The 24906-nt window shown below is 71.9% G+C and carries 27 protein-coding genes; 10 read left to right on the top strand and 17 right to left on the bottom strand.

Going from position 1 to position 24906, the window contains the following annotated elements:
- The first annotated feature begins 207 nt into the window (after positions 1-207).
- Together ACEZDE_RS32000 and ACEZDE_RS31995 are read left to right on the top strand one after the other, a co-directional pair.
- Positions 208-666 (top strand): ASCH domain-containing protein, encoded by a 459-nt coding sequence (locus ACEZDE_RS32000; protein ID WP_380544040.1) that lies wholly within the window; start codon positions 208-210, stop codon positions 664-666.
- A gap of 77 nt (positions 667-743) precedes the next feature.
- Positions 744-1538: a maleylpyruvate isomerase family mycothiol-dependent enzyme gene (locus tag ACEZDE_RS31995; RefSeq protein ID WP_380544037.1), complete on the top strand. Its 795-nt coding sequence runs from the start codon at positions 744-746 to the stop codon at positions 1536-1538.
- A gap of 25 nt (positions 1539-1563) precedes the next feature.
- Here the strand turns inward: ACEZDE_RS31995 and ACEZDE_RS31990 are convergent, their stop codons facing one another.
- Together ACEZDE_RS31990 and ACEZDE_RS31985 are read right to left on the bottom strand one after the other, a co-directional pair.
- On the bottom strand, positions 1564-2892 hold the full coding sequence (locus ACEZDE_RS31990) for an ATP-binding protein (protein ID WP_380544034.1): 1329 nt from the start codon (positions 2890-2892) through the stop codon (positions 1564-1566).
- Positions 2893-3097: 205 nt separating this feature from the next.
- Complete coding sequence (locus tag ACEZDE_RS31985) at positions 3098-4384, bottom strand: agmatine deiminase family protein (protein ID WP_380544032.1); 1287 nt, start codon at positions 4382-4384, stop codon at positions 3098-3100.
- A gap of 185 nt (positions 4385-4569) precedes the next feature.
- Here ACEZDE_RS31985 and ACEZDE_RS31980 point away from each other — a divergent pair, with 185 nt between their 5' ends.
- The 5 genes from ACEZDE_RS31980 (at position 4570) to ACEZDE_RS31960 (ending at position 8480) form a co-directional block, all read left to right on the top strand.
- A complete protein-coding gene (locus tag ACEZDE_RS31980; RefSeq protein WP_380544029.1) occupies positions 4570-5526 on the top strand; it encodes a Dyp-type peroxidase in 957 nt (318 codons plus the stop codon).
- The gene (locus ACEZDE_RS31975; protein ID WP_380544026.1) at positions 5526-7121 is read left to right on the top strand and encodes an APC family permease; all 1596 of its coding nucleotides are present in this window, start codon (positions 5526-5528) and stop codon (positions 7119-7121) included. Before ACEZDE_RS31980 ends, ACEZDE_RS31975 begins: the two co-directional genes overlap by 1 nt.
- Positions 7122-7246: 125 nt before the next feature.
- Positions 7247-7459, top strand: coding sequence for a dodecin (locus ACEZDE_RS31970; RefSeq protein ID WP_380544023.1), 213 nt, complete (start codon positions 7247-7249; stop codon positions 7457-7459).
- Between the two features lie 46 nt (positions 7460-7505).
- Entirely contained in the window at positions 7506-8075 is a 570-nt protein-coding gene (locus ACEZDE_RS31965) for a hypothetical protein (RefSeq protein ID WP_380544020.1), read from the top strand.
- A 189-nt stretch (positions 8076-8264) separates the two neighbouring features.
- Positions 8265-8480 carry a hypothetical protein gene (locus ACEZDE_RS31960; protein ID WP_380544017.1) on the top strand — a complete coding sequence of 72 codons (216 nt, stop codon included), beginning with the start codon at positions 8265-8267 and terminating at the stop codon, positions 8478-8480.
- Between the two features lie 74 nt (positions 8481-8554).
- Here the strand turns inward: ACEZDE_RS31960 and ACEZDE_RS31955 are convergent, their stop codons facing one another.
- The gene (locus ACEZDE_RS31955; protein WP_380544014.1) at positions 8555-9367 is read right to left on the bottom strand and encodes a maleylpyruvate isomerase family mycothiol-dependent enzyme; all 813 of its coding nucleotides are present in this window, start codon (positions 9365-9367) and stop codon (positions 8555-8557) included.
- Between the two features lie 84 nt (positions 9368-9451).
- Between ACEZDE_RS31955 and ACEZDE_RS31950 the strand changes: the two genes are divergently transcribed.
- Both ACEZDE_RS31950 and ACEZDE_RS31945 read left to right on the top strand, forming a co-directional pair.
- Positions 9452-9838 (top strand): MmcQ/YjbR family DNA-binding protein, encoded by a 387-nt coding sequence (locus ACEZDE_RS31950; protein ID WP_380544011.1) that lies wholly within the window; start codon positions 9452-9454, stop codon positions 9836-9838.
- Positions 9839-9860: 22 nt separating this feature from the next.
- On the top strand, positions 9861-10163 hold the full coding sequence (locus tag ACEZDE_RS31945; RefSeq protein ID WP_380544008.1) for a DUF3099 domain-containing protein: 303 nt from the start codon (positions 9861-9863) through the stop codon (positions 10161-10163).
- Positions 10164-10179: 16 nt separating this feature from the next.
- Here ACEZDE_RS31945 and ACEZDE_RS31940 read toward each other — a convergent pair whose 3' ends face one another.
- Positions 10180-10854, bottom strand: coding sequence for a TOPRIM nucleotidyl transferase/hydrolase domain-containing protein (locus ACEZDE_RS31940; RefSeq protein WP_380544005.1), 675 nt, complete (start codon positions 10852-10854; stop codon positions 10180-10182).
- 186 nt (positions 10855-11040) lie between these two features.
- Here ACEZDE_RS31940 and ACEZDE_RS31935 point away from each other — a divergent pair, with 186 nt between their 5' ends.
- On the top strand, positions 11041-11838 hold the full coding sequence (locus ACEZDE_RS31935; RefSeq protein ID WP_380544002.1) for a DUF4389 domain-containing protein: 798 nt from the start codon (positions 11041-11043) through the stop codon (positions 11836-11838).
- Between the two features lie 60 nt (positions 11839-11898).
- Here ACEZDE_RS31935 and ACEZDE_RS31930 read toward each other — a convergent pair whose 3' ends face one another.
- The 13 genes from ACEZDE_RS31930 to pafA form a co-directional block, all read right to left on the bottom strand.
- Positions 11899-12645, bottom strand: coding sequence for an ABC transporter permease (locus tag ACEZDE_RS31930; protein WP_380544049.1), 747 nt, complete (start codon positions 12643-12645; stop codon positions 11899-11901).
- Positions 12646-12752: 107 nt separating this feature from the next.
- Positions 12753-13784 (bottom strand): ATP-binding cassette domain-containing protein, encoded by a 1032-nt coding sequence (locus tag ACEZDE_RS31925; protein WP_380543999.1) that lies wholly within the window; start codon positions 13782-13784, stop codon positions 12753-12755.
- 187 nt (positions 13785-13971) lie between these two features.
- A complete protein-coding gene (locus tag ACEZDE_RS31920; protein WP_380543996.1) occupies positions 13972-14622 on the bottom strand; it encodes a PadR family transcriptional regulator in 651 nt (216 codons plus the stop codon).
- An 81-nt stretch (positions 14623-14703) separates the two neighbouring features.
- Entirely contained in the window at positions 14704-17616 is a 2913-nt protein-coding gene (locus ACEZDE_RS31915; protein WP_380543993.1) for a DEAD/DEAH box helicase, read from the bottom strand.
- A 164-nt stretch (positions 17617-17780) separates the two neighbouring features.
- Positions 17781-18731, bottom strand: a complete 951-nt coding sequence (tatC, locus tag ACEZDE_RS31910; RefSeq protein WP_380543990.1) for a twin-arginine translocase subunit TatC — start codon at positions 18729-18731, stop codon at positions 17781-17783.
- A 110-nt stretch (positions 18732-18841) separates the two neighbouring features.
- Positions 18842-19135 carry a Sec-independent protein translocase subunit TatA gene (gene tatA, locus ACEZDE_RS31905; protein ID WP_380543987.1) on the bottom strand — a complete coding sequence of 98 codons (294 nt, stop codon included), beginning with the start codon at positions 19133-19135 and terminating at the stop codon, positions 18842-18844.
- 107 nt (positions 19136-19242) lie between these two features.
- Positions 19243-19494 carry a hypothetical protein gene (locus ACEZDE_RS31900; RefSeq protein WP_380543984.1) on the bottom strand — a complete coding sequence of 84 codons (252 nt, stop codon included), beginning with the start codon at positions 19492-19494 and terminating at the stop codon, positions 19243-19245.
- Between the two features lie 10 nt (positions 19495-19504).
- A complete protein-coding gene (locus tag ACEZDE_RS31895) occupies positions 19505-19750 on the bottom strand; it encodes a hypothetical protein (RefSeq protein WP_380543981.1) in 246 nt (81 codons plus the stop codon).
- Positions 19747-20700, bottom strand: coding sequence for a helix-turn-helix transcriptional regulator (locus ACEZDE_RS31890; protein ID WP_380544046.1), 954 nt, complete (start codon positions 20698-20700; stop codon positions 19747-19749). Before ACEZDE_RS31890 ends, ACEZDE_RS31895 begins: the two co-directional genes overlap by 4 nt.
- A gap of 26 nt (positions 20701-20726) precedes the next feature.
- On the bottom strand, positions 20727-21731 hold the full coding sequence (locus ACEZDE_RS31885; RefSeq protein ID WP_380543979.1) for a helix-turn-helix transcriptional regulator: 1005 nt from the start codon (positions 21729-21731) through the stop codon (positions 20727-20729).
- A gap of 147 nt (positions 21732-21878) precedes the next feature.
- Positions 21879-22250, bottom strand: a complete 372-nt coding sequence (locus tag ACEZDE_RS31880; RefSeq protein WP_380543976.1) for an FKBP-type peptidyl-prolyl cis-trans isomerase — start codon at positions 22248-22250, stop codon at positions 21879-21881.
- A gap of 66 nt (positions 22251-22316) precedes the next feature.
- Positions 22317-23333 (bottom strand): FKBP-type peptidyl-prolyl cis-trans isomerase, encoded by a 1017-nt coding sequence (locus ACEZDE_RS31875; RefSeq protein WP_380543973.1) that lies wholly within the window; start codon positions 23331-23333, stop codon positions 22317-22319.
- 183 nt (positions 23334-23516) lie between these two features.
- A complete protein-coding gene (gene pafA / locus ACEZDE_RS31870; protein WP_380543970.1) occupies positions 23517-24878 on the bottom strand; it encodes a Pup--protein ligase in 1362 nt (453 codons plus the stop codon).
- Between the last annotated feature and the right edge of the window lie 28 nt (positions 24879-24906).

Genomic DNA, 24906 nt, shown 5'->3' with positions numbered 1-24906 from the left:
GTCCACAACACCCGCACCATCGGCCCCCACAACATGATCCACAACCACCGCACCGGCACCATCGACGTCAACCCCACCACCGGCCTCGTCACCCTCGACGGCGAACCGCTGGAATCCACCCCCACCGACTCGGTCTCGCTCAGCCGCCTCTACTACCTCTGACAAAAAGGCGCGCGCTTGAGCTGGAGTGGTCGTTACGGTGACCGCATGACGACGACTGACTCCTCCTCATCCGCAGACCACGCCTCTCTGCCCAGAGCCGAGTTCGCTTTCCCGGGCCCGCTGCGTGACCGCCTCGTCGCGGCGATCCTCGACGGTTCCAAGACCTCCACGACGGGGCTCGTCGTCGACTACGAGCACGAGGGCGAAGCCCTGCCGGAGGTCGGGGACCGTTCGGTGGTCATCGACTCGCAGGACCGTCCGGTGGCGGTCATCGAGGTGACCGGCGTGCGCGTCGTCCCGCTGGCACAGGTGGATCTCGCCCATGTGGTCGACGAGGGGGAAGGGCACGCCGGCGTCGCTGAGTGGCGGGCGGGGCACGAGCGATTCTGGCACAGCGAGGAGATGCGTGCGGCGTTGGCGGAGCCCGATTTCACCGTGGACGACACGACGTTGACGGTTCTGGAACGCTTCCGCCTCGTCACCGACCTCCGTCACGCCGACTGACCTGGATCGGTGCAGCACCGGATGCCGCAGCACAAAATCGCTGGCCGTCGGCCGAGGCACGGTGATACACAGTCGGCGTGCGAGAGAATCTGGAATTCCCCGACCTGCTGCGGCTGATCGACGAGCGGGCAACTGCCTTCCGGGCTGCGGTCGCCGCTGCGCCCAGCCTTGATGTGCAGGTGCCGAGCTGCCCCGAGTGGACGCTGTTCGAGCTGGTGCAGCATCTGGGCGTAGGGCGTCGTGCCTGGGCTGCCACCATCGCCGCGGGGCCCGACGCCGCGGTCAAGTCCACCGCGGAGGGGGCGCCGGCCGCGCCCCGGGAGCGCGCGGCGCTGCTGGCCTGGTTGGCCGCCTCGACACAGGAACTGCTGGACGCGCTGCGGGAGGCCGGGCCGGACCGCGGCTGCTGGACCTGGTGGGGTAGCTCGCAGTCGCCGCGGACCTGCGGTGCCGTCGCCCGGCACCAGCTCCAGGAGATCGCGGTGCACACCTACGACGCCCAACTCACCCTGGGCGCCCCGCAGCCGCTGCCGGACGAGGTGGCACGCGACGGTGTCGCGGAGTTCCTGTCCACCTGCTGCGCGACGACGGCCGCCTGGCCGCACAAGCCCGCGACCCTCGACTTCCATGCCGTCGAGGGCCTTTCCTGGCGCCTCTCGCTCTCCGCCGACGGCGCGCGGGCCAGCCGTCTCCCCACGCCAGCAGCCACGCCCGCCACCGGCGAGGGCCCGGACGCAGCCGATGCCTCCGTCCGGGGCACAGCCCATGAACTGGTCCTCTTCTTCTACGACCGCGTCCCGATGGACTCGCTCCACATCGACGGCGACGGACGGGTTTTCGACCTGCTCCGTGCCTGGGAGCCGGACGAGTAGCGCGGAGTGCTCCGGTCCGCCCGGGTCACAGGCGGGCGTGGGCGGTGATGTCCGCGGTGAACTCCTCGACCATGGCCGGGGTGACCGTGGGGCGGCACCGTCCCAGGGCGTCGAGGTAGTCCGCGGTCCCCGCGCCCGCCGGGGTGCTGCCACTGCCCGGGTCGGCGGCCAGGTCGCGTTCGAACGCGGCCTGGGCCGCGCTGCGGGCCACGTGCTCGATGTCGGCCGGGGTCAGCAGCTCGCTCGCGGCGACCAGCGCGTCCAGGTCGACGTCGGGGCGCAGTGCCGCGTACCGGGACCAGATGGCCGAGCGGGCCGCCGCGTCCGGGGTGCCGATCGGGATCAGGCAGTCGAACCGCCCCGGGCGCAGGAACGCCGGGTCCAGCGAGCGGATCGAGTTGGTGGCGCACACCAGCAGCCGCTCCTCCCCCTCCCGGAACCGGGGAATGAGTTTGAGCAGCTCATTGGTGACGCCGTGCGTCGTCCCTGGCATCCCGTGCATCCCCGCCGTCCCGTGCGCCCCCGCCGTCCCCGCCTGCGCGGGCAGCGAGCGCACCGGGGCGATCTCCTCGACCTCGTCGATGAAGACCAGTACCCGCTCCAACTCCCCCACCCGGGCGAAGGCGGTGCGCAGCGCAGCGGCGAGGTTGCCCTCGTCGGCCAGCCGGGAGGGCAGCAGCTCGACGAAGGGCCAGCCGAGCCTGGAGGCGACGGCTCTGGCGAAGGTGGTCTTGCCGGTGCCGGGCGGCCCGAACAGGGTGATAGCGCGGGGCGGACGGACGCCGTGCCGGGCGGCGCGCTCGGGTTCTGCGAGCGGTCGCACGATGCGCCGCTCGATGACGTCCTTCTCCGCCTCCATGCCCGCGACCTTGCCCCACAGGTCGCCGGGCAGCAGTTGCCCGCCCAACTCGTCCAGCGACGCCGTGGCGGAGGCCCCCGCAGGCTCCGTCTTCTCGAAGTAGGCGACCGCGGGCCGCCGGGCGTAGCCGGCGTTGCGCAGCCCTTCCTCCAGCAGTTCCTCCTCGGGCAGCACATAGGCGATCCTGCGGACCCGCGCGGCGACCAGCCGACGTTCCAACTCCCGCAGCAGCGCGCTCGCCAGGCCGCGCCCGCGCCAGGCGGGGGCGATGGCGATCCGCATCACCCAGGCGCGGTCACCCGCCAGGCAGGCCAGTGCGGCGCCGATAGGCTGTCCGTCGCTGACGGCGACGACGCCCGGCTGCCGCGAGGTGAGCGCGCCGATGCACTCGGCGAGGGAGAACACCGACTCCTGGCCGAGATCGGCGGTGGAGTCGATCAGATGGACGACCGCAGCAAGATCGTCCTCGCGGTAGTCATGGATGAGCCAGTTCACCGGGGGTTCCGCCTCTCGACCGGGGATGGAGCCCGAAGCTACGGGCGGGCACCGGGGCGGCGACAGCTCCACAGCGGACAAGGAGCAGCGGCGCAGCCGACGTTCTGTATCTAGCGGAGCGGGCGGACCGGACGCACCGGGCCGAGGACTCGACGGCCCCGACGGCCCGATCCGCCTGCGACATGGACAGCGACGGCGACAGCGACTACGGCACCGGTTGCGGCTGGGTGACGCAGTGGATGCCGCCGCCCTGGTTGCCCAGGTTGTCGATGTTCAGCTGCTCGATCGTGCGGCCGGGGAACAGCCGGGTCAGCACTGCCTTCGCGTTCGCGTCCGCGGTCTTGTCGCCGAACTGCGCCGAGATCACCGCACCGTTGCACACGTAGTAGTTGGCGTAGGAGTCGACGAAGTCCACGCTCGTCGCCCGGATCTTGTTGTAGTCCGGCGCCTGCAGCTTGGTCACGCTGATGGCGCCGCCCAGCGCGGTGGTCGCCGTCGACAGCACGCCGTACTGCTGGTTCTCGTCGTTCGACCAGATGTCCGCCGGGTCGGCCGGGTTGGGCGTCTGCACCAGGCCCGTCCCGGTGCCGAGGAACCGCGACGTCGCGTCGACATGGTCGTTGGTGATGTCCTGCCCCGAGATCCCGGTGAACCAGATCACCTTCGACGCCCCGTACGCCGCGCACATCGCGGCCTCCAACTGAGCCTGCGTCATGCCCGGGTTGCGTTTCGGGTCGATGATGCTGGACTTCGTCGCCATCAGCGTGCCCACGCCGTCGGCCTCGATCGCGCCACCCTCGCTGACCAGGCCCGCGGCCGTGAACGGCAGCCCCAGGTAGGCCGCCACCCGCGACGCCACCAGCGCGTCGTTCGCGTGGGTCTGGTGGTTGCCCCAGCCGTTGAAGTTCAGCCCCACCGTGTCCAGGCCGCCCGCGCCGTTCGCGCGGAACACCGGGCCCGAGTCACGCATCCAGCAGTCGTCCACCGGGATCGTGCTGATCACGGTCACGCCGGACGCGGTGCACGCCTTCCGCGCGGCGGCGGCGCTCGCCGAGTTCGCCAGGATGAACACCGGCTCGTACCTGGCGATGGTGTTCGCGATCAGCGCGATATTCGCCTGCAGGCCTGCCAGTTGGCCGCTGTAGATGGCCTTGCTGTCCGGCCAGGCCATCCAGGTGCGGGTGTGCGGCACGCTGTCCAGCGGCACCACGAAGGTCCCGGCCCCGGTCCCGCCGGTGGGAGTCGGGGTCGGTGAGGTGCACGGGTCCGTGACCGCGCGGGGCGTCGCCGCGCGGGCGACCTGGCCGGTGCCGCTGCTGGCGGCCCACACCACGCCGACCGTGGTCAGCCCGGCAGCCACCAGGAAGTTCCTACGGCCGAGGGCCTGGGCCCGCGCCTGCACCAGGATCCGCTCGTCGGCGGACAGGGCGGACAGGTCGGAAGGGGCGGACAGGTCTGACGAGTCGTTCCCCGGTTCCGTCTGATCGTTCATTTCGGCCTCCTGTCGACTGCCGCGGGGCTTCCCGGCGGCTGTCGCGAAAGCTATAACTGACCATGCGCTCGGTCAATAGTTTGTGCAATCGACACCGCCAAAGAGCCCCGCCAAGGAGCCCCTGCCAAGGAACCCCTGCCGGAGGCCTGCGCGCCCTCGGGCCCGTTCCCGACTCGCGTGTCAGGATGGTGCGCATGCCCACGCCGCAGTCCGTGCTCGGTCCGACCACGACCGCCTCGCTGTTCCTCGTCCTCACCGTCGACACCGGCGGCGAGCCGGTGGTCAGGGAACTGCTCGCGGACCTCGCCGGGCTCCAGCGGTCGGTCGGTTTCGGCCACCCGGACGGAAAGCTCAGCGTGGTCGCCGGGATCGGCAGCGCCGCCTGGGACCGGCTGGTGGACGGTCCGCGCCCGGCGCAGCTGCACCCCTTCCCCGAGCTGCGCGGCGCCCGCCACCACGCCCCGGCCACCCCGGGCGACCTGCTGTTCCACCTCCGGGCCAGTCGGCAGGACCTCTGCTTCGCACTCGGGGCCGAGATCATGACCCGGCTGCGCGGCTCGGTCGCCGTCGCCGACGAGGTCTCCGGCTTCACCTACCTCGACCAGCGCGACCTGCTCGGCTTCGTCGACGGCACGGAGAACCCGACCGGCCCGGCCGCCGCCGACGCCGTCCTGATCGGCGCCGAGGACCAGGGCTTCGCCGGGGGCTCCTATGTGATCGTGCAGAAGTACCTGCACGACGTCGACGCGTGGAACCAACTGACCGTCGAACAGCAGGAGCAGATCATCGGCCGCCGCAAGCTGAGCAACATCGAGACCGACACCCCCGGCTCGCACGTCGTCCTCAACACCATCACCGGCCCGGACGGCGAGCAGCGGCAGATCCTCCGCGACAACATGCCGTTCGGCAGCCCCGGCAAAGGCGAGTTCGGCACCTACTTCATCGGCTACGCGCGCACTCCCGACGTCACCGAGGAGATGCTGCGGCACATGTTCCTCGGTGACGGGCCGGTCAGCCACGACCGGATCCTCGACTTCTCCACCGCGGTCACCGGGACCCTCTTCTTCGTGCCGCACGCCGACTTCCTGGAGGGCCTGGCCGACGAGGCCGTTGCCCTGGTCGAACCCGCAGCCGACAACTGATGACGGATAGTCAAAACCTCTCCTCCGTAGCCACCGAGGAACGCAGACTCCGGCGCGACCTGGGGTTCTGGGGGCTCACCGCGATCGGCTTCTCCAACATCGTCGGCTCGGGCTGGCTGTTCGCCGCGATGTACGCGGCGCAGACCGCCGGTCCCGCGTCGCTGCTGGCCTGGCTCGGCGCCGGGGTGCTGTGTTCGCTGGTCGCGCTGGTGATGGTGGAGCTCGGGGTGTCCCGGCCGGAGGGCGGCGGGACCGTCCGCTGGCCGCTGTTCGCCAGCGGACGCCTGGTGGGGACGCTGATCGGCTGGTCCACGCTGCTGTCGGTCGGTGGCACCGCCGCCGAGATCAGCGCCATCATGCAGTACGCCGGGCACTACCTGCCGTGGCTCTACCAGGACGGCGGCCTGACCGCCCGGGGCGTGGCGGTGGCCCTGGCGCTCAGCGCCGTGCTCACCGCGCTGAACTGGTTCGCCGTCAAGCTTTTCGCCCGGCTCAACAACCTGGTGTCGGTCTTCAAGATCGTGGTGCCGGTGCTCACCGTGGTCGCGCTGCTGGCCTCGGGCTTCCACTCCGGCCGACTGACCGCCGCGGCCCACGGCGGGTTCGCGCCCTACGGATACACGGCGGCGCTCAGCGCGCTGGCCGCGGGCGGCATCGTCTACTCGCTCAACGGCTTCCAGGCCCCGCTGGACTTCTCCGGCGAGGCCCGCAACCCGCGCCGCACCATGCCGGGTTCGGTGCTGGCCGGGATCGGCCTGGCCCTGCTGCTCTACCTGGCGCTGCAACTGGCCTTCCTCTATACCGTCCCGGAGCGGCTGCTCGGCCACGGCTGGTCCGGGGTGGACTTCGACTCGCCGTTCGGCCAGCTCGCGCTGATCCTCAACCTGCAGTGGGTGTCCAGCCTGCTCTACGTGGACGCGGTGGTCTCGCCCGGCGGCTCCGCCTACGTCGGCGTCGCGATCGACGCCCGGCACACCTACGCACTGGCGAAGAACGGCACCCTGCCGCGCTTCTTCATGCGGGTCAGCGGACGCGACGGGGTCCCGCAGCGGGCGCTGCTGCTCAACCTCGCCGTGATCGTCGTCTTCCTGCTGCCGTTCAGCGGCTGGCAGCAGATCGTCAGCGTGATGGGCGACATGTATCTGCTGATCTACGCCGCCTCCGCGGTCGCCGTGGCCGTCTTCCGCGGGCGTCCGGACGGGCGGCTGCGCGGGTGGATCCCCGGGCTGGCCTGGATCGCCCCGATCAGCTTCGTGGTGGCCGGCGAGTTCGTGTACTGGTCCGGCTGGCACGATCTGCGGCTGGCGCTGCCACTGGTGCTGATCGGCCTGCCGATCTTCCTGCTGCTGCGGCCCGAGCACCGCGAGGAGCCCTCGCTGCGCGCGGAGCTGCTGCGCGGCGCCTGGCTGGTGGCGTACCTGCTGGTGCTGACCCTGTTGTCCTGGCTCGGCTCGTTCAAGGGCTCCGGCCACCTGCCCGCGCCGTACGACTCGATCGCCGTCGCCGCGGTGTCGCTGGCGGTCTTCGCCTGGGCGGTACGGGCCGGACGGGCCCTGCCGGTGCGGGTGCCGGTACCCGCACCGGCGCAGGGCTGATCGCGGTGCAGGGGGCTGATTCCCCAGCACAGGGCTGAGCCCGCCCGTGGTGCGCGGAGCCGGGCGGTGCGTCAGGGTGGAGGGAGCAGGAAAACCCCAGCAGCAGCCCAGGAATGGAGCTCGCCATGAGCGACCGGACATACCGGGTCACCGAGATCGTCGGGACCTCCGGCGAGAGCGTCGAAGCCGCGATCCGCAACGGGATCAGCCGGGCGTCGCAGACCCTGCGCGGCCTGGACTGGTTCGAGGTGACCCAGGTGCGCGGCAGCATCACCGACGGGGCGGTGGACCAGTTCCAGGTCGGCCTGAAGGTCGGCTTCCGCTTGGAGGAGGCTTAAGCCTCAGTGGGCCGGGCCTGTCAGTGGCCCGTGAGACCCTGACGCGGTGACAGGAACGTTCGGGGTCGAGGAATTCCAACTGGTGCTGCTGCGGCGGATGGCCGACTTCCAGCCGGTGCTGGTCGAGCACGCGCGCGGCGGGATGGGGTTCTCGGTCGGCGACATGCGGCAGGTCAACGCGGACTGGCAGCGCTTCGTCCGGTCGCGGTCCGCGCCGCGCGGGGTGGCCCGGCTCAGGGCGGTGCTCGGTCCGCAGGAGTCGGTCCGCGAGCAGCGCAGCGGCGACCTGGTCTGCCGTCTGCACCACTGGGTCCTGCCGCTGTGGCCGGAGCTGCGCTTCGAGGCGGTGGAGGGCCCGGACCGCGGCGTTTGGCAGGAGTGGCTGGTCCGCGCGCCGGAGACGAGCCCGCCACCGGTGGCCCCTGGCGCCGATCCGGCGCCCTGGGCGTATGTGGTCAGCGACCTGGAGCGGTTGTTCCCCGAGGTCCGGCATCTGCCCGAGGACGCGCCCAGCCGCTGGATCAGCCGCTTCGGCGTCCCCGACGGCCAGGGCGGTCTGCGCCACCGTCGCGCCTGCTTCGTGCACGGGCTGCTCCAGGACGTCACGGACGCCTGACCGGACCCTCCTGACCGGACCCCGCTGACCCGCCCGGACCCCCTCAGTCGCCGGTAGTCACAAATGGGGAACGGAATATTCCCTGACGACCGGAGTGTGCCTAGAGTGGTCTACACCACAAAGTGGTGTAGACCAAAGGCGGTCCGCCGGGCGCGGGCGCTGTGCCGGGTCGACGGAACGGAGAGTCCGATGTCCCAGTGGAACGTCACCATCGCGACAGTACGAGACACCGGCACGGAACTGGTGCGCGGACGTCAGATCTGGGTCGTGGACGTCGCCCGGCCGCACGAGGCCAGGGAGCTGGCGCTGACCGCAGCCGTCACCCCGGACGCCGCCCGGCACCGCCGCGGCGCGCTGCTCGACACCACCAGCATCGACGTCGACGAGTGGCAGAACGGCTGGTGACTCCCGGGCCTTGAGCCGCCCACCCCAGGCCGCCCCACCGCGGGCCGCTCACCGCGGGCTTCAGGGCACGGCGCTCAGGGCGCGGTGAAGTACCCGGTGAACCGGGGCGCGAGCCAGGGCCGACGGCCGTAGGCGAGGACGGCGCCCCGGGCCAGCGCGGACCACGGGCCCCGGCGTCCCAGCGCCATCAGGAAGAATCCCACCGGCTCGCAGACGATGGTGCAGTCCGGCCGCGGCGGCGGGTCCGCGGTCACGGTGACCGCGCCGTCGGCGAAGACCACCCCGAAGCGCGGTCCGCCGCGCAGCCCGATCGCGTATCCGGCCCGATGGCCCGCGGCGGCCCGGGAGTCTAGGATCCGGGGCATCGCGGCGGTGAGGAACGGCAGCGCCAGCTCGACCCGCTCACCGGTGACCATGTGCCGCTGCCCGGTCGCCCGAGCCAGGTCGTAGCCGTGGCCGAGCATGTGGGTGAGCAGGTAGCAGGCCAGCGTGCCCAGGTCCATCGGCCCGAGCGGGCTCAGCAGCGGCTCGGCCGCCGGGCGGCTCGCGGCGGCCTCGGCGAAGGCCCGGGTGTGCCGGACGACCGCCTCGGCCAGCACCGTCGGATCGCGTTCGGGGTAGGCGGCCAGCGACTCCTCGTTGGCCGCGGCGAGGCTGCCCGGGGTCCCGTCGCCGTAGCGGCGCTCGCGGCCCGCGGCGAGGTCGGCCATCAGCTCGTTCGCCAGCGCCAGGTGCGCGGCGGCCTCGCCGACCGACCACAGCGCGCCGGGTATCCGCAGGTCAGGACGGTCGCACCGGTGCAGAACCAGGGCGATCTCCGCGGCCACCGCGGCGATCTCGTCGAGCAGGCGGGCATCCACGGCGGTGCCGGGCGGCGGTGCGATCATGAGGTGGAAGCCTGGACCAGGACCTGCCCGTTGTCCAGGGTTTCAACGGCCCGGGACGGGCCCGCCGGGCGTACCCTGGCGAGCGTGGCGACGTGGAACGACGTACGGCGGATCGCGCTGGCGCTTCCCGGGACGGGAGAGCGCCCCTCGCGCGGGAGCGCCATGTGGTGGGTCAAGGACAAGAGCTTCGCCTGGGAGCGTCCGCTCCGCGGGACCGATCGGGAGGCCCTGGGCGACGCGGCGCCGGACGGTCCGATCCTGGCCGTGCGGGTCGCCGACGAGGGGGCGAAGGCGGCTCTGCTCGCCGAGGACGGCGAGGTCTTCTTCACCGTCCCGCACTTCGACGGATACCCGGCGATCCTGGTCCTGCTGGAGCGGATCGGGGTCGCCGAGCTCAAGGAGCTGATCGTCGAGGCCTGGCTGCTGCGCGCGCCCAAGCGCCTCGCCGGCGAGTACCTCGACCGGCCGTAGCCCGGAGCCGTAGCCTGGAAAGGTGCAGGCACACCGGCGCCATGTCAGGTACTTCGTCATGATGAGCGTCTGCGTAGGACTGTTCGTCCTGGCGTGGGGAGTGGTGCGCTTCTACTCGATCGGCGCGGCGGTCGGCATGTGCGTGGTGGCCATGGTGATCCCGCCCTGCGCGGCGATCTTCGCCAACAGCCGGGACCGCGACGACGACTGGTGGGAGGACCCGCGCTGGGACGACCCGGACTGGGACCGGCCCGGCCACGACCGGAACCGTCCGGACCACGAGGACCACCACGAGGACCGTGACCAGCGCGAGGACCGTCCCTGAGCCGACGGCCCCGGCTTCAGAGCCGGGCCGGGTGGACGTGGGCCAGCAGGCGGTCCAGCGGTCGTGGCACCCGGGCCAGGTCCAGGCCGTCGACCAGCGCCTGCGCGTAGTGGATCTTGCGACCGCTCAGCGTCCCCATAAACCGCTTGAGCTGCTGTTCCACCGTCCGTCCGCGCTGGGCGGGCTGCTTCTGGAAGGTGCGGAACGACCGCAGGTCGCCCTGCGCCTCGACCACCTGCTCCACCCCGGCGACGCCGAGCGCGCGGATCAGCTCCTGCTCCAGGTCCGCCACGCAGACGTAGAAGCCGAGCGACTCCATCCCGTCCCTGCTGAGGTCGGCGCCCAGTCCGGCCCGCTCCAGGCTGCGCCGGAAGTAGCCCTCCTCCCCCGCGTCGCAGAGGCCCGCCACCGGGACGTCCAGGCCCTGCGGGCCGACCAGGCCGAGGAACCGCCCGATGCTGGTGGCCCCGCCCAGCGGCACCACCGCGACGCCCTCGGCGTCGAGGTCACGGGACCGGCGCAGCGCGAGCGCCTCGATCGCGGCCACGTCGCTGGCCCCCTCGACCAGGACCACCGCCCGCAGGCCGACGGCCGCGGCCAGCTCGCCCGCGGTCGCGGCGGCGGCCCCCGCCTCGGGACCGCCCGCCGCCCAGGCGACGACGGCCGCGCGGAACCGCTTCATCTCGTCCACACCGCCAAGCTTCGCAGCCCCGCCCGCACCGGACCACGACGGGGGTCGGGTACGGCCGGTCGGACCGACCGCGGGGGCCGCCGGTAGCTCGACCGGGTCAACCCGGGCGTCCCGGCGCGCGGGCCCAGGGCGCCGCTGCCAGGCTGGACCTGAGTGGGGGTCGGACGGCTGAACGGAGCAGGGCGGATGGCGCAGACCGGCTGGGCGAACACGGTTCCCCCGACGGCGCCGGCGGAATGGCTGCCGGCCCTGGACGTCACCGAGCCGGCCCAGCAACGGCGGCTCACCGTGCTGCTGCGCTGGCTGCTGCTGGTCCCCCAGTTCATCGCGCTGTGGCTGCTGGGGATCGCGGCGCTGGTGGTCGTGGTGATCGGCTGGTTCGGCGCCCTGTTCCTCGGACGGCTGCCGGACTTCGCCGCCGAGTACCTGAGCGCCTTCCTCGGCTACGAGACCCGGGTGGGCGCCAGCGCGATGCTGCTGGTGGACCGCTATCCGCCGTTCGCGCTGCAGCCGCCGCCGGACTACCCGGTCCGGGTCGAGGTCCGGCCGGGCGCGCTGAACCGGATCGCGGTGTTCTTCCGGCTGCTGCTGGTGATCCCGGCGGCGATCGTGCACAGCCTGCTGATCACCGGCTGGTACGTGGCGGCGTTCTTCATCTGGCTGATCGTGCTGGTGCTGGGCCGGATGCCGCGCCCGCTGTTCGAGGCGACCGCGGCGGTGCTCCGCTTCGTCATGCGGGTCAACGCCTACATGCTGCTGCTCACCTCGGCCTATCCCAAGCGGCTGTTCGGCGACGAGTCGGCGTTCGACCCGCAGCCGCCGGTGTCGGCGACCCGGCCGCTGCTGCTCAGCGGTCTCGGCAAGGGCCTGGTGGTGCTGTTCCTGGTGCTCGGCCTGGCCGGCAACATCGTCGACGGCACCCTGACCAGCAGCGGCAGCAGCAACAGCAACGACGTCAACGCCAGTGCCTCCGCCGGTCGCTGAGAGCGGCGGAGGCACCGGCGGACGGACCGTCAGGGCGACGATCGGACCAAGGCGGTCGGGTCAGACGGACTTCTGGTAGGAGCGGAAGGTCCGCAGCGAGAGCCAGACCGCGAACGCCGCGAGCAGCAGGGTCCAGCCGCCGTGGCTGAGCACCGACCACCAGTCCGGGTGCGCGGCCATCGCCGCGCGCCCGGTCTCCAGGGCCCAGTTGACCGGGTTGAACCGGGCCACCACCTGCATCCAGTGCGGCATCAGGCCGGACGGCATGAAGGCGGACGAGAGGAAGGTCAGCGGCAGCAGCAGGAAGGTGTTGATGCCGATGATCGACTCGCGTTCGCGGACCAGCATCCCCAGCGCGTTGGAGAAGGCCCCGAAGATCGTGCCCAGCGCCGAGGAGACCAGCACCAGGATCAGCAGCCCGGGGAAGCCGCCGGGGTAGTGCGCGCCGCCGGCCCAGCCCAGCAGGATGATGATCACCGACTGCAGCGCGGTGGTGACCGACTGGGCCACCACATTGGCGTTCATCAGCGCGCTGCGGCGGACCGGGGTGACCAGGAAGCGGTTCAGCGTGCCGCGCTCGATCTCCTCCAGGGTGCCCATCCCGGCCCACATGTTGGCGGAGACCGCGCTCATCACGATCACGCCGGGGACCAGGTAGTCGAGGTAGGAGCCGCCGCCGAAGCCGGGCAGCTCGACCACCCGGCGGAACAGCGCCCCGAACAGGAACAGCCAGATCACCGGCTGGATCAGAGTGATGATCAGGTACGCGGGCTGCCGGGCGAAGGCCATGAACTGGCGCTGCGTCATGTACCAGGTCTGCGCGACGGCCTCGGCCGCGCGCGCCGGGAGCGGGGTCCGGGCCGCGGCGGGAACCGGGGACGGGGACGGCACCGGCGGGGCCGTGTTGACGGTGCTCATCGGGTGGCTCCTTCGGCGTCGGCGAAGCTGCGTCCGGCATAGCGGAGGTAGACGTCGTCCAGGGACGGGCGGGCGACGGTGACCGCGGCGACCGGGCTGCCCGCCTGGTCCAGCGCGGCCAGCAGCGCGGGCACGGCGGCGGCGCCGTCGTCCGCGCGGGCGCTGACCCGGCGGCCGTCCACGGTGATGTCGCGGACGCCGGGCACCCGGCCCAGCGACTGGTAGACGTCGAGGGCGTCGGTCTCAGGGGCGCGGACCAGCTCGACGTGGACGGCGTCGCCGTGCAGTTCGCCCTTGAGCTCGTCCGGGGTGCCTTCCGCCACGATCCGGCCGCGGTCGACGATGGCCAGCCTGGCGGCGAGCTTGTCGGCCTCCTCCAGGTAGTGCGTGGTGAGCAGGATGGTCAGCCCCTCGTCCCCGGCCAGCCGGGAGATCTCCTCCCACATGGCGGTACGGGCCTCCGGGTCGAGCCCGGTGGTCGGCTCGTCCAGGAACAGCACCTGCGGACGGTGGACCAGCCCGAGGGCCACGTCCAACCGCCGCTGCATGCCGCCCGAGTAGGTCTTGACCTGGCGCTTCGCGGCGTCGGTGAGGTCGAAGCGGCTGAGCAGCTGATCGGCCCTGCGGCCCAGCTCGGCGCCGCGCATGCCGTAGAGGCGGCCCTGCAGCAGCAGGTTCTCCCGGCCGGTGGCGACCGGGTCGGCGCCGGAGCGCTGGGCGACCACGCCGATGGCGCGGCGCACCCGGGCCGGTTCCGCGGTCACGTCGAGGCCGGCCACGGCGGCCCGGCCGCTGTCGGCGGCGGCCAGGGTGGTGAGGATCTTGACGGTGGTGGACTTCCCGGCGCCGTTGGGGCCGAGCAGCCCGAAGACGATGCCGGGCTCGACGGTGATGCTGAGCCCGTCGAGCGCGCGGACCGGCTCGTCGCGGCCCTTGACCTGGTAGGTCTTCACCAGGTCAAGGGTCTGGACGGCGGGTGTCGCGGTGGTGCGGCCGGCCCGGGTCACGGGCGGGGCGGGGCTGTTCATGACGGGGTGTCCCTTCGTGCGTCGATCACTGGTCGCGTGTGCGGCGGCCGATCCACGACGGGGACCCGGGCTACGATGAGGGTGCGTGTTCCTCGTAGCTGCCGAGCCCTGTTTGCCGCAGGTCGGTGCCGAGGTTCCCGGCCCCGCCCGGTGTTTGCCGCACCGGGGCGGGGCCTTTCTGCTCAGTTCAGCTGTTCTGCTCCTCGATCCGCTGGTCCTGCAGGGTCGACCACTCCTCGGGGGCCCGGCCGGTGGCGTGGTACTGCCGCCAGCCGTCCAGGCCGGTGAGCGAGCCGTCGGCCATGTCCTTCACCAGCTGCCGGGTCCACTCCGCCTCGGTGGCGAGCATCGCGGCGCTGTACTCGGTCTCGATCAGGAAGACCCGGGGCAGCAGTCGGCCGTACTCGGCGAGCGTGCCGCGCTGCTCGGCGAGCAGGCCGTCGAGGGCCGCGACCCGCTGTTCGAGCAGCTGCCGGACCTCGTCCGGCGGCAGCACTGCCATGAGCGAGAGCGCGGCCTCGAACCGCGGGTACTCCTTGACCGGGGTGCCGATCAGCTCGGAGAGCCACTCGCGCAGCTCCACCGCGCCGGATTCGGTGACCCGGTAGACCGTGCGCTCGGGCCTGCGGCCGTCGCGCTCGGTGCCCGAGGCCTCGATGAAGCCGTGCCGCTCCAGGCTCTGCACCACGGTGTAGAGCGAACCGTAATTGATCTTGATGCTGTGCTCCTTGCCGCGGGCGCGGAGCACTTGGGCGATCTCGTACGGATGGCGCGGCTGTTCCCGGACGGTCGCGAGGACGGCCAGGGCGAGCGGATTGCTCATCTTCCGCCTGCTCATCACGCCTCCTCGGTTCCGACTATCCGTGACCGAGTATAGAGACGCGACAGTCGTGACGTCAACACGCTATATCGCGTCTTTTCAGCCGACCGAGGAGTACGCGATGATCCCGCGCCGGATCCCGTCCACCGCCTTGCGGGCGGTGGCCCGCACCGTGCCGCCTTCCGGAGCCGCGTTGGCGATCTGGCCGAGGACGTCGATCAGCTGACGGGTCCAGCGGACGAAGTCGCCGGCCGGCATGTCCGCCTCGCGGAGCACCGCGTCCAGCGCGTTGCCGGAGGCCCAGCGGTAGGCGGTCCAGGCGAAGCCGAGGTCGGGCTCGCGCTGGCCGACGTTGTCCTCGGTGGAGAGCTTGTGCTGCTCCTCCAGGGCGTCCAGGTGGCCCCAGAGCCGGACCATCTCGCCCAGCGCCTCCCGGGCCGCGCCGTCCGGCAGCTTGGGCGTGCCGCTCTCGTCGTCGGCCCGGCGCGACTCGTACACCAGGGCCGAGGCGCAGGCCGCCAGCTCGGCCGGGGTGAGGCCCTCCCAGACCTCCTCGCGGAGGCACTCCGAGGCCAGCAGGTCCAGCTCGCCGTAGAGCCGGGCGAGCCTGCGGCCGTCGTCGGTGACCGTGTCGGCGCGCAGGTAGCCGAGGTCGGTCAGCAGCGCACAGACCCGGTCGAAGGTGCGGGCGATGGTGTGGGTGCGGGACTGCATCCGGCGTTCCAGCTGCTGGGTGTCGCGGTGCAGCCGCTCGTAGCGCTCGGCCCAGCGGGCGTGGTCCTCGCGCTCGTCGCAGCCGTGGCAGGGGTGCTGCCGCAGCGCGGCGCGCAACCGGGTGATCTCCGGGTCGTCGGCCCCCGCGGCCCGGCCCCGGCGCAGCCGCTCCGGCTCGATGTGCCCGGCCTTGCTGCGCAGCGCCGAGGCCAGGTCGCGCCGGGACTGCGGGCTGCGCGGGTTGAAGCTGCGCGGGATGCGGACCCGCTCGATCGCCGCCACCGGGACCGGGAAGTCGATCATCGCCAGCCGCTTGACCTGCCGTTCGGCGGTGAGTACCACCGGGCGCGGGCCCTCGCTGTGGTCCTGCCGGTCGTGTCGGCTGCCGTGTCGGCCGACCGCCGGGATGCCCGGGTCCAGCACCAGCGCCAGACCGGCGAAGCGGCCGGTCGGGACGTGGATCACGTCCCCCGGCTTCAGTTTCTCCAGCGAGTCCGCCGCGCTGGCCCGGCGCTGGTTGGCGCCCTCGCGGGCCAGCTGGTTCTCCCGGTCCTTGAGCGCGCGGCGCAGCCCGGAGTACTCCTCGAAGTCGCCGAGGTGGCAGCTGATCGCCTCGCGGTAGCCCTCCAGACCCTCCTCGTTGCGCTGCACCTGCCGGGCGATGCCGACCACCGAGCGGTCGGCCTGGAACTGCGCGAACGAGGTCTCCAGCAGCTCACGGGACTTGTGCCGGCCGAACTGCTGGACCAGGTTGACGGCCATGTTGTAGGACGGCTTGAAGGAGGACCGCAGCGGATAGGTCCTGGTCCCGGCCAGGCCGGCCAGCGCGGCCGGATCCAGGTTGGGCTGCCAGAGCACCACCGCGTGGCCCTCGACGTCGATGCCGCGCCGCCCGGCGCGCCCGGTGAGCTGGGTGTACTCGCCGGGAGTGACGTCGGCATGGGTCTCGCCGTTCCACTTGACCAGCTTCTCCATCACCACCGAGCGGGCCGGCATGTTGATGCCCAGCGCCAGCGTCTCGGTCGCGAAGACCGCCTTGACCAGGCCGCGCAGGAACAGCTCCTCGACGACCTCCTTGAAGGTCGGCAGCATCCCGGCGTGGTGCGCGGCGACGCCGCGCTCCAGCGCGTCCACCCACTCGTAGTAGCCGAGAACGTGCAGGTCCTCGTCCGGGATGCTGGCGGTGCGGGACTCGACCAGGGCGCGGACCTGGGCCCGCTCCTTGTCGTTGTTCAGCCGCAGCCCGGAGTGCAGGCACTGCTGCACCGCGGCCTCGCAGCCGGCCCGGCTGAAGATGAAGGTGATCGCGGGCAGCAGCCCCTCGTCGTCAAGACGGCCGATCACCTCGGCCCGGCTGGGGGTGTAGGCGCGGCCCGGACGGCCGGTCGGCATGCTGCGGCCACGGCCGCGCTTCTCGAACCGGTCCCGGCCCGCGCCCCTGCGGTCCTGCTCGGAGCGGGCCAGCCGGACCAGCTCCGGGTTGACGTCGGCCTCGCCGCCGCGCTGGCCGCCGCCCTCGCGCTTGCGCCCGGAGGCGCGCTCCTCCGCCACCCGCGTGGTGAACAGGTCGTACATCTTGTGACCGGCCAGCACGTGCTGCCACAGCGGGACCGGGCGGTGCTCGGAGACGATGACCTTGGTGCCGCCGCGGACGGTGTCCAGCCAGTCGCCGAACTCCTCGGCGTTGGAGACCGTCGCCGACAGCGAGACCAGGGTGACCGACTCGGGGAGGTGGATGATCACTTCCTCCCAGACCGCGCCGCGGAAGCGGTCGGCCAGGTAGTGCACCTCGTCCATGACCACGTAGCCGAGGCCGTTCAGGGTCTGCGAGCCCGCGTAGAGCATGTTGCGCAGCACCTCGGTGGTCATCACCACCACCGGGGCCTCGCTGTTGACCGTGTTGTCGCCGGTCAGCAGGCCGACCTTGTCCGCGCCGTAGCGCTTCACCAGGTCGGCGAACTTCTGGTTGGACAGCGCCTTGATCGGCGTGGTGTAGAAGCACTTGCGGCCCTCGGTCAGGGCCAGGTGCACCGCGAACTCGCCGACGATGGTCTTGCCGGAGCCGGTCGGCGCGGCCACCAGCACGCCGGAGCCGGCCTCCAGCGCCGCGCAGGCCTCGATCTGGAAGCCATCCAGCGGGAAGTCGTACAGCTCACGGAACGCGAACAGGGCGGTGGCCTGCTCCTTGGCCAGGCGCCGGGAGGCGGCGTAGCGCTCGGCGGGGCTGAGGTCCTCGGGGCTCGGCTCCTCGTCGTCGAGCGGGGCAGCTGCGGGGTCATCAGGAGCTGCGGAGGTCATCGCGGCACCTTCCTCCCGGGTCGGGCGCACGGGAGCGCGGTTGGCGGTGCCTCGGTCGTGGTCATCGTGGATCTGCATCTCCAGCAGAGGCTACCCGCCCGGACCGACACTTGACCCAGTGATTTTCCCGGCGGGGCGCGCCCCGCCGGGAGCCGGACCGGCCGTCAGGTGATGTCGTCCATCTGCTCGCCCCGGGCCGAGGGGACGCCCGCCGACTCCTCGTCGGGGTGGTAGACCATCGGCTCGGCGTGGGCGAACTCCTCGGCGGACACCGGATCGGGCGTCACGCCCTCCACCGAGAACTCCGAGGGGGTGAGGTCCAGCGAGGAGGCCTCGTCGTCGCCGAGCAGGCTGTCCGGGTCGTTGGCGCGGCGCCGGGCCTTGGCCCGGTCGTTCATCGTGCAGACCGCGAGCGCGAGCAGGAACAGCAGGCAGATCGGGACGGCCAGCACGCTCATGGTGAGCGGGTCGCCGGTGGGCGTGGCGATCGCCGAGAACACGAAGATCAGGAAGATGATCCCGCGCCACCAGCTGCGCAGCTTGGCGGCGCTGAGGATGCCGAGGAAGTTCAGCGCCACCAGCAGCAGCGGCAGCTCGAACGACAGGCCGAAGACCAGCACCATCCGGATGAAGAAGTCCAGGAACTCGGCGCCGGAGAACGCGATGGAGAAGCCGGGCGGGTTGAAGCTGACCAGGATGCCCAGCGCCTTGGGGAAGATCCAGAAGGCGAGGTACGCACCGAGCAGGAAGAGCGGCACGGCGGCGGCGGTGAAGCCGAGGCCGTACTTCTTCTCCTTCTTGTAGAGACCGGGGGCGACGAAGGCCCACAGCTGGTACGTCCACACCGGGCTGGCCAGGACCAGGCCGGCCATCATCGAGATCTTGAAGCTGAACGACAGCGGCGCGAGCACACCGGTGTTGACCAGCAGCCCGTTCGGGCACTGCGCGGTCTGCGCGCCGTACCCGTGCACCCCCTTGATCGCGCAGGCGGGGCCGGTGAGCTGGTCGATCAGCCAGTTGTGGATCACCCAGCCGACGACGGTCGCCACCAGCAGCGCGGCGACGGCGATCAGCAGCCGGTTGCGCAGTTCCCGGAGGTGGTCCGAGAGGGGCATGCGCCCCTCGTTTTCCTTGGGCTTGTCGCTCACCGTGCGGCTTCAGTCCCTGCGAGGTGGGTGGATGGAGAGGGGTGGGCCGCCGCTGGCGCTCAGGCCCGGTCGGTCGCTCAGGCCTGGTTGGTGGGCTGCGGCTGGGAGACGGTGTCGGCGACCGGGCGGGCGCTGGCGGACTCGCCGGGGGCGGCCTGGATGGTCCGGGGGGCGACGACCGGCTCGGCCGGGGCGGCCTCGGCCTTGCCCTCGGGAGTCTTGCCGTCCGACTTCATCGCGCCGACCTCGGACTTGAGGATGCGCAGCGACTTGCCGAGGGCGCGGGCGGAGTCGGGGAGCCGCTTGTAGCCAAAGAGCAGCAGCAGCACGACCGCCAGGATGATCAGTTCAAGTCCGCGGTTCTCGAGCATGGTTGTCCCTCTTCGTTGTGGTCTCTGCGCCGATGATACGCATCTGCCCCGCAGAAGCGTCCAGAGCGGGTGCACAGAACTTGAGGACGTCGGTCCCCGCTCTTATCCTACGCGCGGCCCGGCCCACCCTGGGTGAACGGAGAACTACGTCCAGGCAGCAGCTCCCCGGCGCGGCGCGCGACCGGCTCCGCGGCCTGCTCCAGGCTCCGCGCGGCGGTGGCGACCCGCAGCGCCCCGGCGTCCAGCTCCCGGGACAGCGCGAGCACCTGCCGGTACACCAGCAGCGCGCACCAGCCGAGCACCAGCAGCCCGGCGGTGGACAGGCCGACCACGGCCAGAACGGTCCAGGGCATGTGCATGACCCGCATGCTATTGCACCATCCCGGCCTGGCGGCCCAGGTGCAGCCGCATGGTGCGGACCCCGGCCCCGGACAGCGCCTCGACGATCCGCTCCCCCGCCCGCTTGCGCACCGCGGCACCGCAGGACGGGCAGGTGAAGGAGTAGAAGGTGCGCTCGCTGCTGGCGCCCAGCGCGAGCCGGAAGGCCTCGGCGCCCAGCTCGGAGGTGGAACGGCAGTCCGGGCAGGACGCCCGGAACCGGGTGGGCATGTTCATCCGCGCCCGGCCTCGGCCGCCGCGGCCAGGTCGGCCGCCCGGTACAGCGCCAGCGCGTCCGCCGCGGTGGACCGGGCCAGCTCGGCCAGCTCGGCCGGGGCGGTGATCCGGCCGTCCGCGCCGAGCCGGAGCGCCAGCCGCAGCAGCCCGGTGGGGTCAGGTGTGCGGAGGGTGATCCGCAGCCCGCCGTCCGGCAGTTCGACGGCGTCCTCGTAGCCGTAGTACTCGGTGACCCAGCGACCGCCGGGGCCCACCTCAAGCACCACCTGCGGGTCGTCCTCGGCCGGGCGGACCAGGCCCTCGGACAGGTCGCGCAGCTCCAGCGGCGGCGGGTCGGAGGGGACGTCCAGCACCTCGATGTCGGCGATCCGGTCCAGCCGGAAGATCCGCCGGTCCTCGGACAGCCGGCACCAGCCCTCCAGGTAGGTGTGGCCCTCGGTGACCAGCCGGATCGGGTCCACCTCGCGCTCGGTCATCTCGCCGCGGCCGGAGGAGTAGTAGCGCAGCCAGAGCCGCCGCCGCTCGGTGATGGCCCGGTCCACGTCCGCGAAGACGCTGCCCTCGGCCTCGAAAGTTACACCGACCCGGGCGCTGCCCTCGGCCGCGTCTCCGGCCGCCGCCTCCAGTTTCACCACCGCGCGGGTCAGCGCCGCCCGGTCCCGCTCGCGCAGCCCCGGCAGCCCGGCCACCGCGCGCGCGGCGACCAGCAGCGAGATCGCCTCGTCCGAGGACAGCCGCAGCGGCTGGGCCACGTCGTCGGCGTTGTGCCACCAGATCCGCTCACCGTCGGTGTCGATGTCGAGCAGGTCGCCGCCGCGGAAGCTGGTGCCGCACATCGGCAGCACGCCGAGGTCGCCGGTCAGCTCGCGCTCGGTGATGCCGAAGGCGCGGGCCACGTCGGCGACCCTGGCCCCGGGGCGCTCGCGCAGGTAGGTGACCAGGGACAGCATCCGGCGGGTCTGGTCGATGGCGTTGCTCACAGCGCTGCTGCTCCCTCACTGGCGGTGGCCCCGGCGGGACCGGCGGCGGCGACGGCGCCGAGCCGGGCGATCAGATCGGCGCGCAGCTCGGCCGGGCCGACCACCAGCAGGTCCGCCCCGAACTCGCTGAGGTCGGCGGCCAGCCCGTGGCCGTAGGGGATCTCCAGCTCGTCCCAGTCCGCGTCGACCGGCTCGGACTGCAGCGCCTTGGAGCGCAGCGGGAAGGCCGCGCCCCGGCGCAGCCGGATCCGGGCGGTCGCGGTCGCGCCCTCCCCGGCGAAGCGGGCGACGTGCTGCCGGACGTCGACGTGGTCCGGGACCTCGGCGCTGAAGGCGTCGCCGCGGGTCCTGACCCGGCCGACGATCCGGCTGAGCCGGAACACCCGGACGTCCTTGCGGTCCCGGTCCCAGCCGGCCAGGTACCAGTGGCCGTGCCAGCACTCCAGCGCCCAGGGCTCGACGCTGCGCGGCTCGGCCTGCGCCGCACCGGACTTGCGGTAGGAGAAGGTCGCCGGACGGCGGTCCCTGGCGGCGCCGAGCAGCGGCTCGAAGGCGGCCTCCCGGGCCGGGATCCGCGGTTCCAGCGCGGTGTGCGCCTCCGCGCCCTGGTCCACCAGCACCCCGGCGGCGCGCAGCTTGTGCAGGGCACCGCTGGCGGCCCCGGCCAGCCGGGCCTGCCGCCAGACGCCGGCCGCCAGGCTCAGCGCGGCGGCCTCCTCCACGTCCAGGGAGATCTCCGGCAGCCGGTTGCGGTCGCGCCGGGCCAGGTAGCCCTGTTCGCCGTCGAGAGCGTTCTCGTCCACGTCGATGACCAGGCCGAGCTCGCGCAGGTCGTCCTTGTCCCGTTCGAACATCCGGTTGAAGGAGTCCTCGCTGGCGCTGTCCGCGGCTTCCCGGTAGGCCTCGATGGAGTCCCGCAGCTCACGCTTGCTCAGCGGTCGCTTGGTGTTCATCAGGCAGAGCGCGAGGTTCATCAGACGCTCGGACTTGGCGATGGGCATCGCACACCCTTCCCTGCGCGCGACCACGGAATGGGGACCACGGAAGAGGCCGGCGGACACGACCGTACCGGTACCGGGGCCGACGGCAAAAGCGCGGCCCCGCCCTGCCACGACTGTGGTAGAGCGGGGCCGCGCCGCGGTCGCGCGTCAGACCGCCAGCAGGTCCACCACGAAGATCAGGGTCTCGCCCGGCTTGATCGCGCCGCCGGCGCCGCGGTCACCGTAGCCGAGGTGCGGGGGGATGATCAGCTCGCGCCGACCGCCGACCTTCATCCCCGCGACGCCCTGGTCCCAGCCCGCGATGACCCGTCCGCCACCGAGCGGGAAGGTGAACGCCGAGCCGCGGTTCCAGCTGGCGTCGAACTCCTCGCCGCTGCTGAAGGCCACGCCCACGTAGTGGACGCTGACGTTCTGGCCGGGCTCGGCCTCCGCGCCCTCACCCACCCAGATGTCCCTGATCTGCAGCTCGGCCGGCGGCTCGCCACCTGGAAAGTCGATCTCCGGCTTCTCGATGCTCACAGTTGCTTCTCCTCGTTGGGACCGGGGCGGTCAGGCCCCGGCCACCGGACAGTTCAGGACGCTACGTTACGCCGCGCCGAGGATGTCGACGACGAAGACCAGGTTCGCGTTCGCCGGAATCGTGGGGGGCGAACCCTGCGCGCCGTAGGCCAGCGCGGACGGGATGGAGAGCAGCACCCGGCTGCCGACCGTCTGGCCCACCAGGCCCTGGTCCCAGCCCGGGATGACCGCGCCCTGGCCGATGACCGTGCCCATCACGCCCGAGTCGGTCCAGGACGAGTCGAAGACCTTGCCGTCGGCGAGGTTGGCGCCGGTGTACTGCACCAGGATGGTCTGGCCGGACAGCACCTTGGGCCCGGTGCCCTTGATCAGGTCGGCGGTGAGCAGCTTGGCCGGCTTGCGGTCGGCGTCCGGGATGGTGAAGGTCGCGGCCTTGCCGACCGGGGCGACCACGGACGGCATGCCGGCCGGGGAGGCGGCCTGGGTACCGGTGATGTCGTCCTTGGCGCCGACCTTCTTGGTGATGTCGACGATGAACACCAGGGTGTCCTTCGCCGTGGCGCCCATCTGGGTCAGGTTGCTCGGGTCCATCTGCGCGGTGGCGGCGCCGGGAGGGGCGACCACCTCGACCCTGCTGCCCGCGGTGTGCCCGAGGACGGCGTTGCTGAGCGCGGGGAGCGTGCCGGAGGCCAGGGTGAGCACCAGCGGCGCGCTGCCCTTGGCATAGGCGGTGTTGATCGCCTTGCCGTTGTTCCAGTCCACCACCGAGAAGTTGGTGACCGCGACATCGGTGTTGGTGATCTTCGCGCCGGTGCCCTCCTTGAGGGTGTGCACGACGAAGGTGCCGTCCGGCTGCGTCTTGGGGATGGTCACCTTGGGGGTGGTCCCGAACGCGCCGGTCACGGTCGGCAGGTTGGTGGTGGAGTCCACGGCCGTGGGCACCGGCACCGGAGTGGCGGAGGCCGAGGCGGACGCCGACGCTTTCGGCGCGGCGGCGTCGTCGGACTTGGCCTTGGAGCTGCTGCCGCAGGCGGTCAGGAACAGGGCCGGGACGATGAGCAACCCAGCGGCGAGTCGGCGCACGGTGGTCCTTAGGAGGTCTTGCCGACGTCTTGGTCGGTGGGGAACGGTTCGGACGATTGGTCCTCGCCACTCTAAGACCTCATCGGGACGAATCGGCAATGGTGCGCCGACCCTGTGTCCCCGATGAGAGGACACAGGGGCCGATTCGTCACATAAATCACCCGCCGGGCCGACCGACGGCGGCTACATGCCGGCGATCAGCTTCTCCACCCGCTCGTCGACCGAGCGGAACGGGTCCTTGCAGAGCACCGTCCGCTGCGCCTGGTCGTTCAGCTTGAGGTGCACCCAGTCGACGGTGAAGTCGCGGCGCTGCTCCTGCGCCCGGCGGATGAAGTCGCCGCGCAGCCGGGCCCTGGTGGTCTGCGGCGGCACCGACTTGGCCTCGAAGATCTTCAGGTCGTTGCTGGTCCGCTCGGCCTGGCCGCGGTTCTGCAGCAGGTAGAACAGGCCGCGCTTGCGGTGGATGTCGTGGTACGCCAGGTCGATCTGGGCTACCCTGGGATGCGACATGTTCATGCCGTGCTTCTCCCGGTAGCGCTCGATCAGCTGGTACTTGATCACCCAGTCGATCTCCCGCTCCACCTTGGAGAAGTCCTGCGCCCTGATCGCCTCCAGGGTGCGGCCCCAGAGCTCCAGCACCTGGGCGATGGTGCCGCTGCGCAGCCCCTTGGCGTCGGCGAACTCGCTGGCCTTGGTGAAGTACTCCTCCTGGATGTCCAGCGCGCTGGCCTCCCGGCCGTTGGCGAGGCGCACCTGGCGGTTGCCGGTCAGGTCGTGGCTGACCTCGCGGATGGCCCGGATCGGGTTCTCCAGGGTGAGGTCCCGCAGCACCGTCCCGGCCTCGATCATCTTCAGCACCAGGTCGGTCGCGCCCACCTTGAGCAGGGTGGTGGTCTCCGACATGTTGGAGTCGCCGACGATGACGTGCAGCCGGCGGTAGCGCTCGGCGTCGGCGTGCGGCTCGTCCCTGGTGTTGATGATCGGACGGGAGCGGGTGGTGGCCGAACTCACCCCCTCCCAGATGTGCTCGGCCCGCTGGCTGACGCAGTAGACCGCGCCGCGCGGGGTCTGCAGCACCTTGCCCGCGCCGCAGATCAGCTGCCGGGTGACCAGGAACGGGATCAGGATGTCGGCCAGCCGGGAGAACTCGCCGTGCCGTCCGACCAGGTAGTTCTCATGGCAGCCGTAGGAGTTCCCGGCCGAGTCGGTGTTGTTCTTGAAGAGGTAGACGTCGCCCGCGATGCCCTCCTCGTGCAGCCGCCGCTCGGCGTCCACCAGCAGGCCTTCGAGGATCCGCTCCCCCGCCTTGTCGTGGGTGACCAGCTCGGAGACGTCGTCGCACTCCGGGGTGGCGTACTCCGGGTGCGAGCCGACGTCCAGGTAGAGCCGGGCGCCGTTGCGGAGGAAGACGTTGCTGCTGCGGCCCCAGGAGACCACCCGGCGGAAGAGGTAGCGGGCCACCTCGTCCGGGGAGAGCCGCCGCTGGCCCCGGAAGGTGCAGGTGACGCCGTACTCGTTCTCCAGTCCGAAGATTCTGCGGTCCATGGTCTCTCCCCTTCGCCGGCCCTCACTC

Origin of the sequence: Streptacidiphilus cavernicola, from assembly GCF_042510955.1 — a bacterium.
In the GTDB taxonomy this organism is placed as follows: domain Bacteria; phylum Actinomycetota; class Actinomycetes; order Streptomycetales; family Streptomycetaceae; genus Streptacidiphilus; species Streptacidiphilus cavernicola.
The sequence above is the reverse complement of the archived record's forward strand: the minus strand, read 5'-3'. Positions and strand labels throughout refer to the sequence as shown.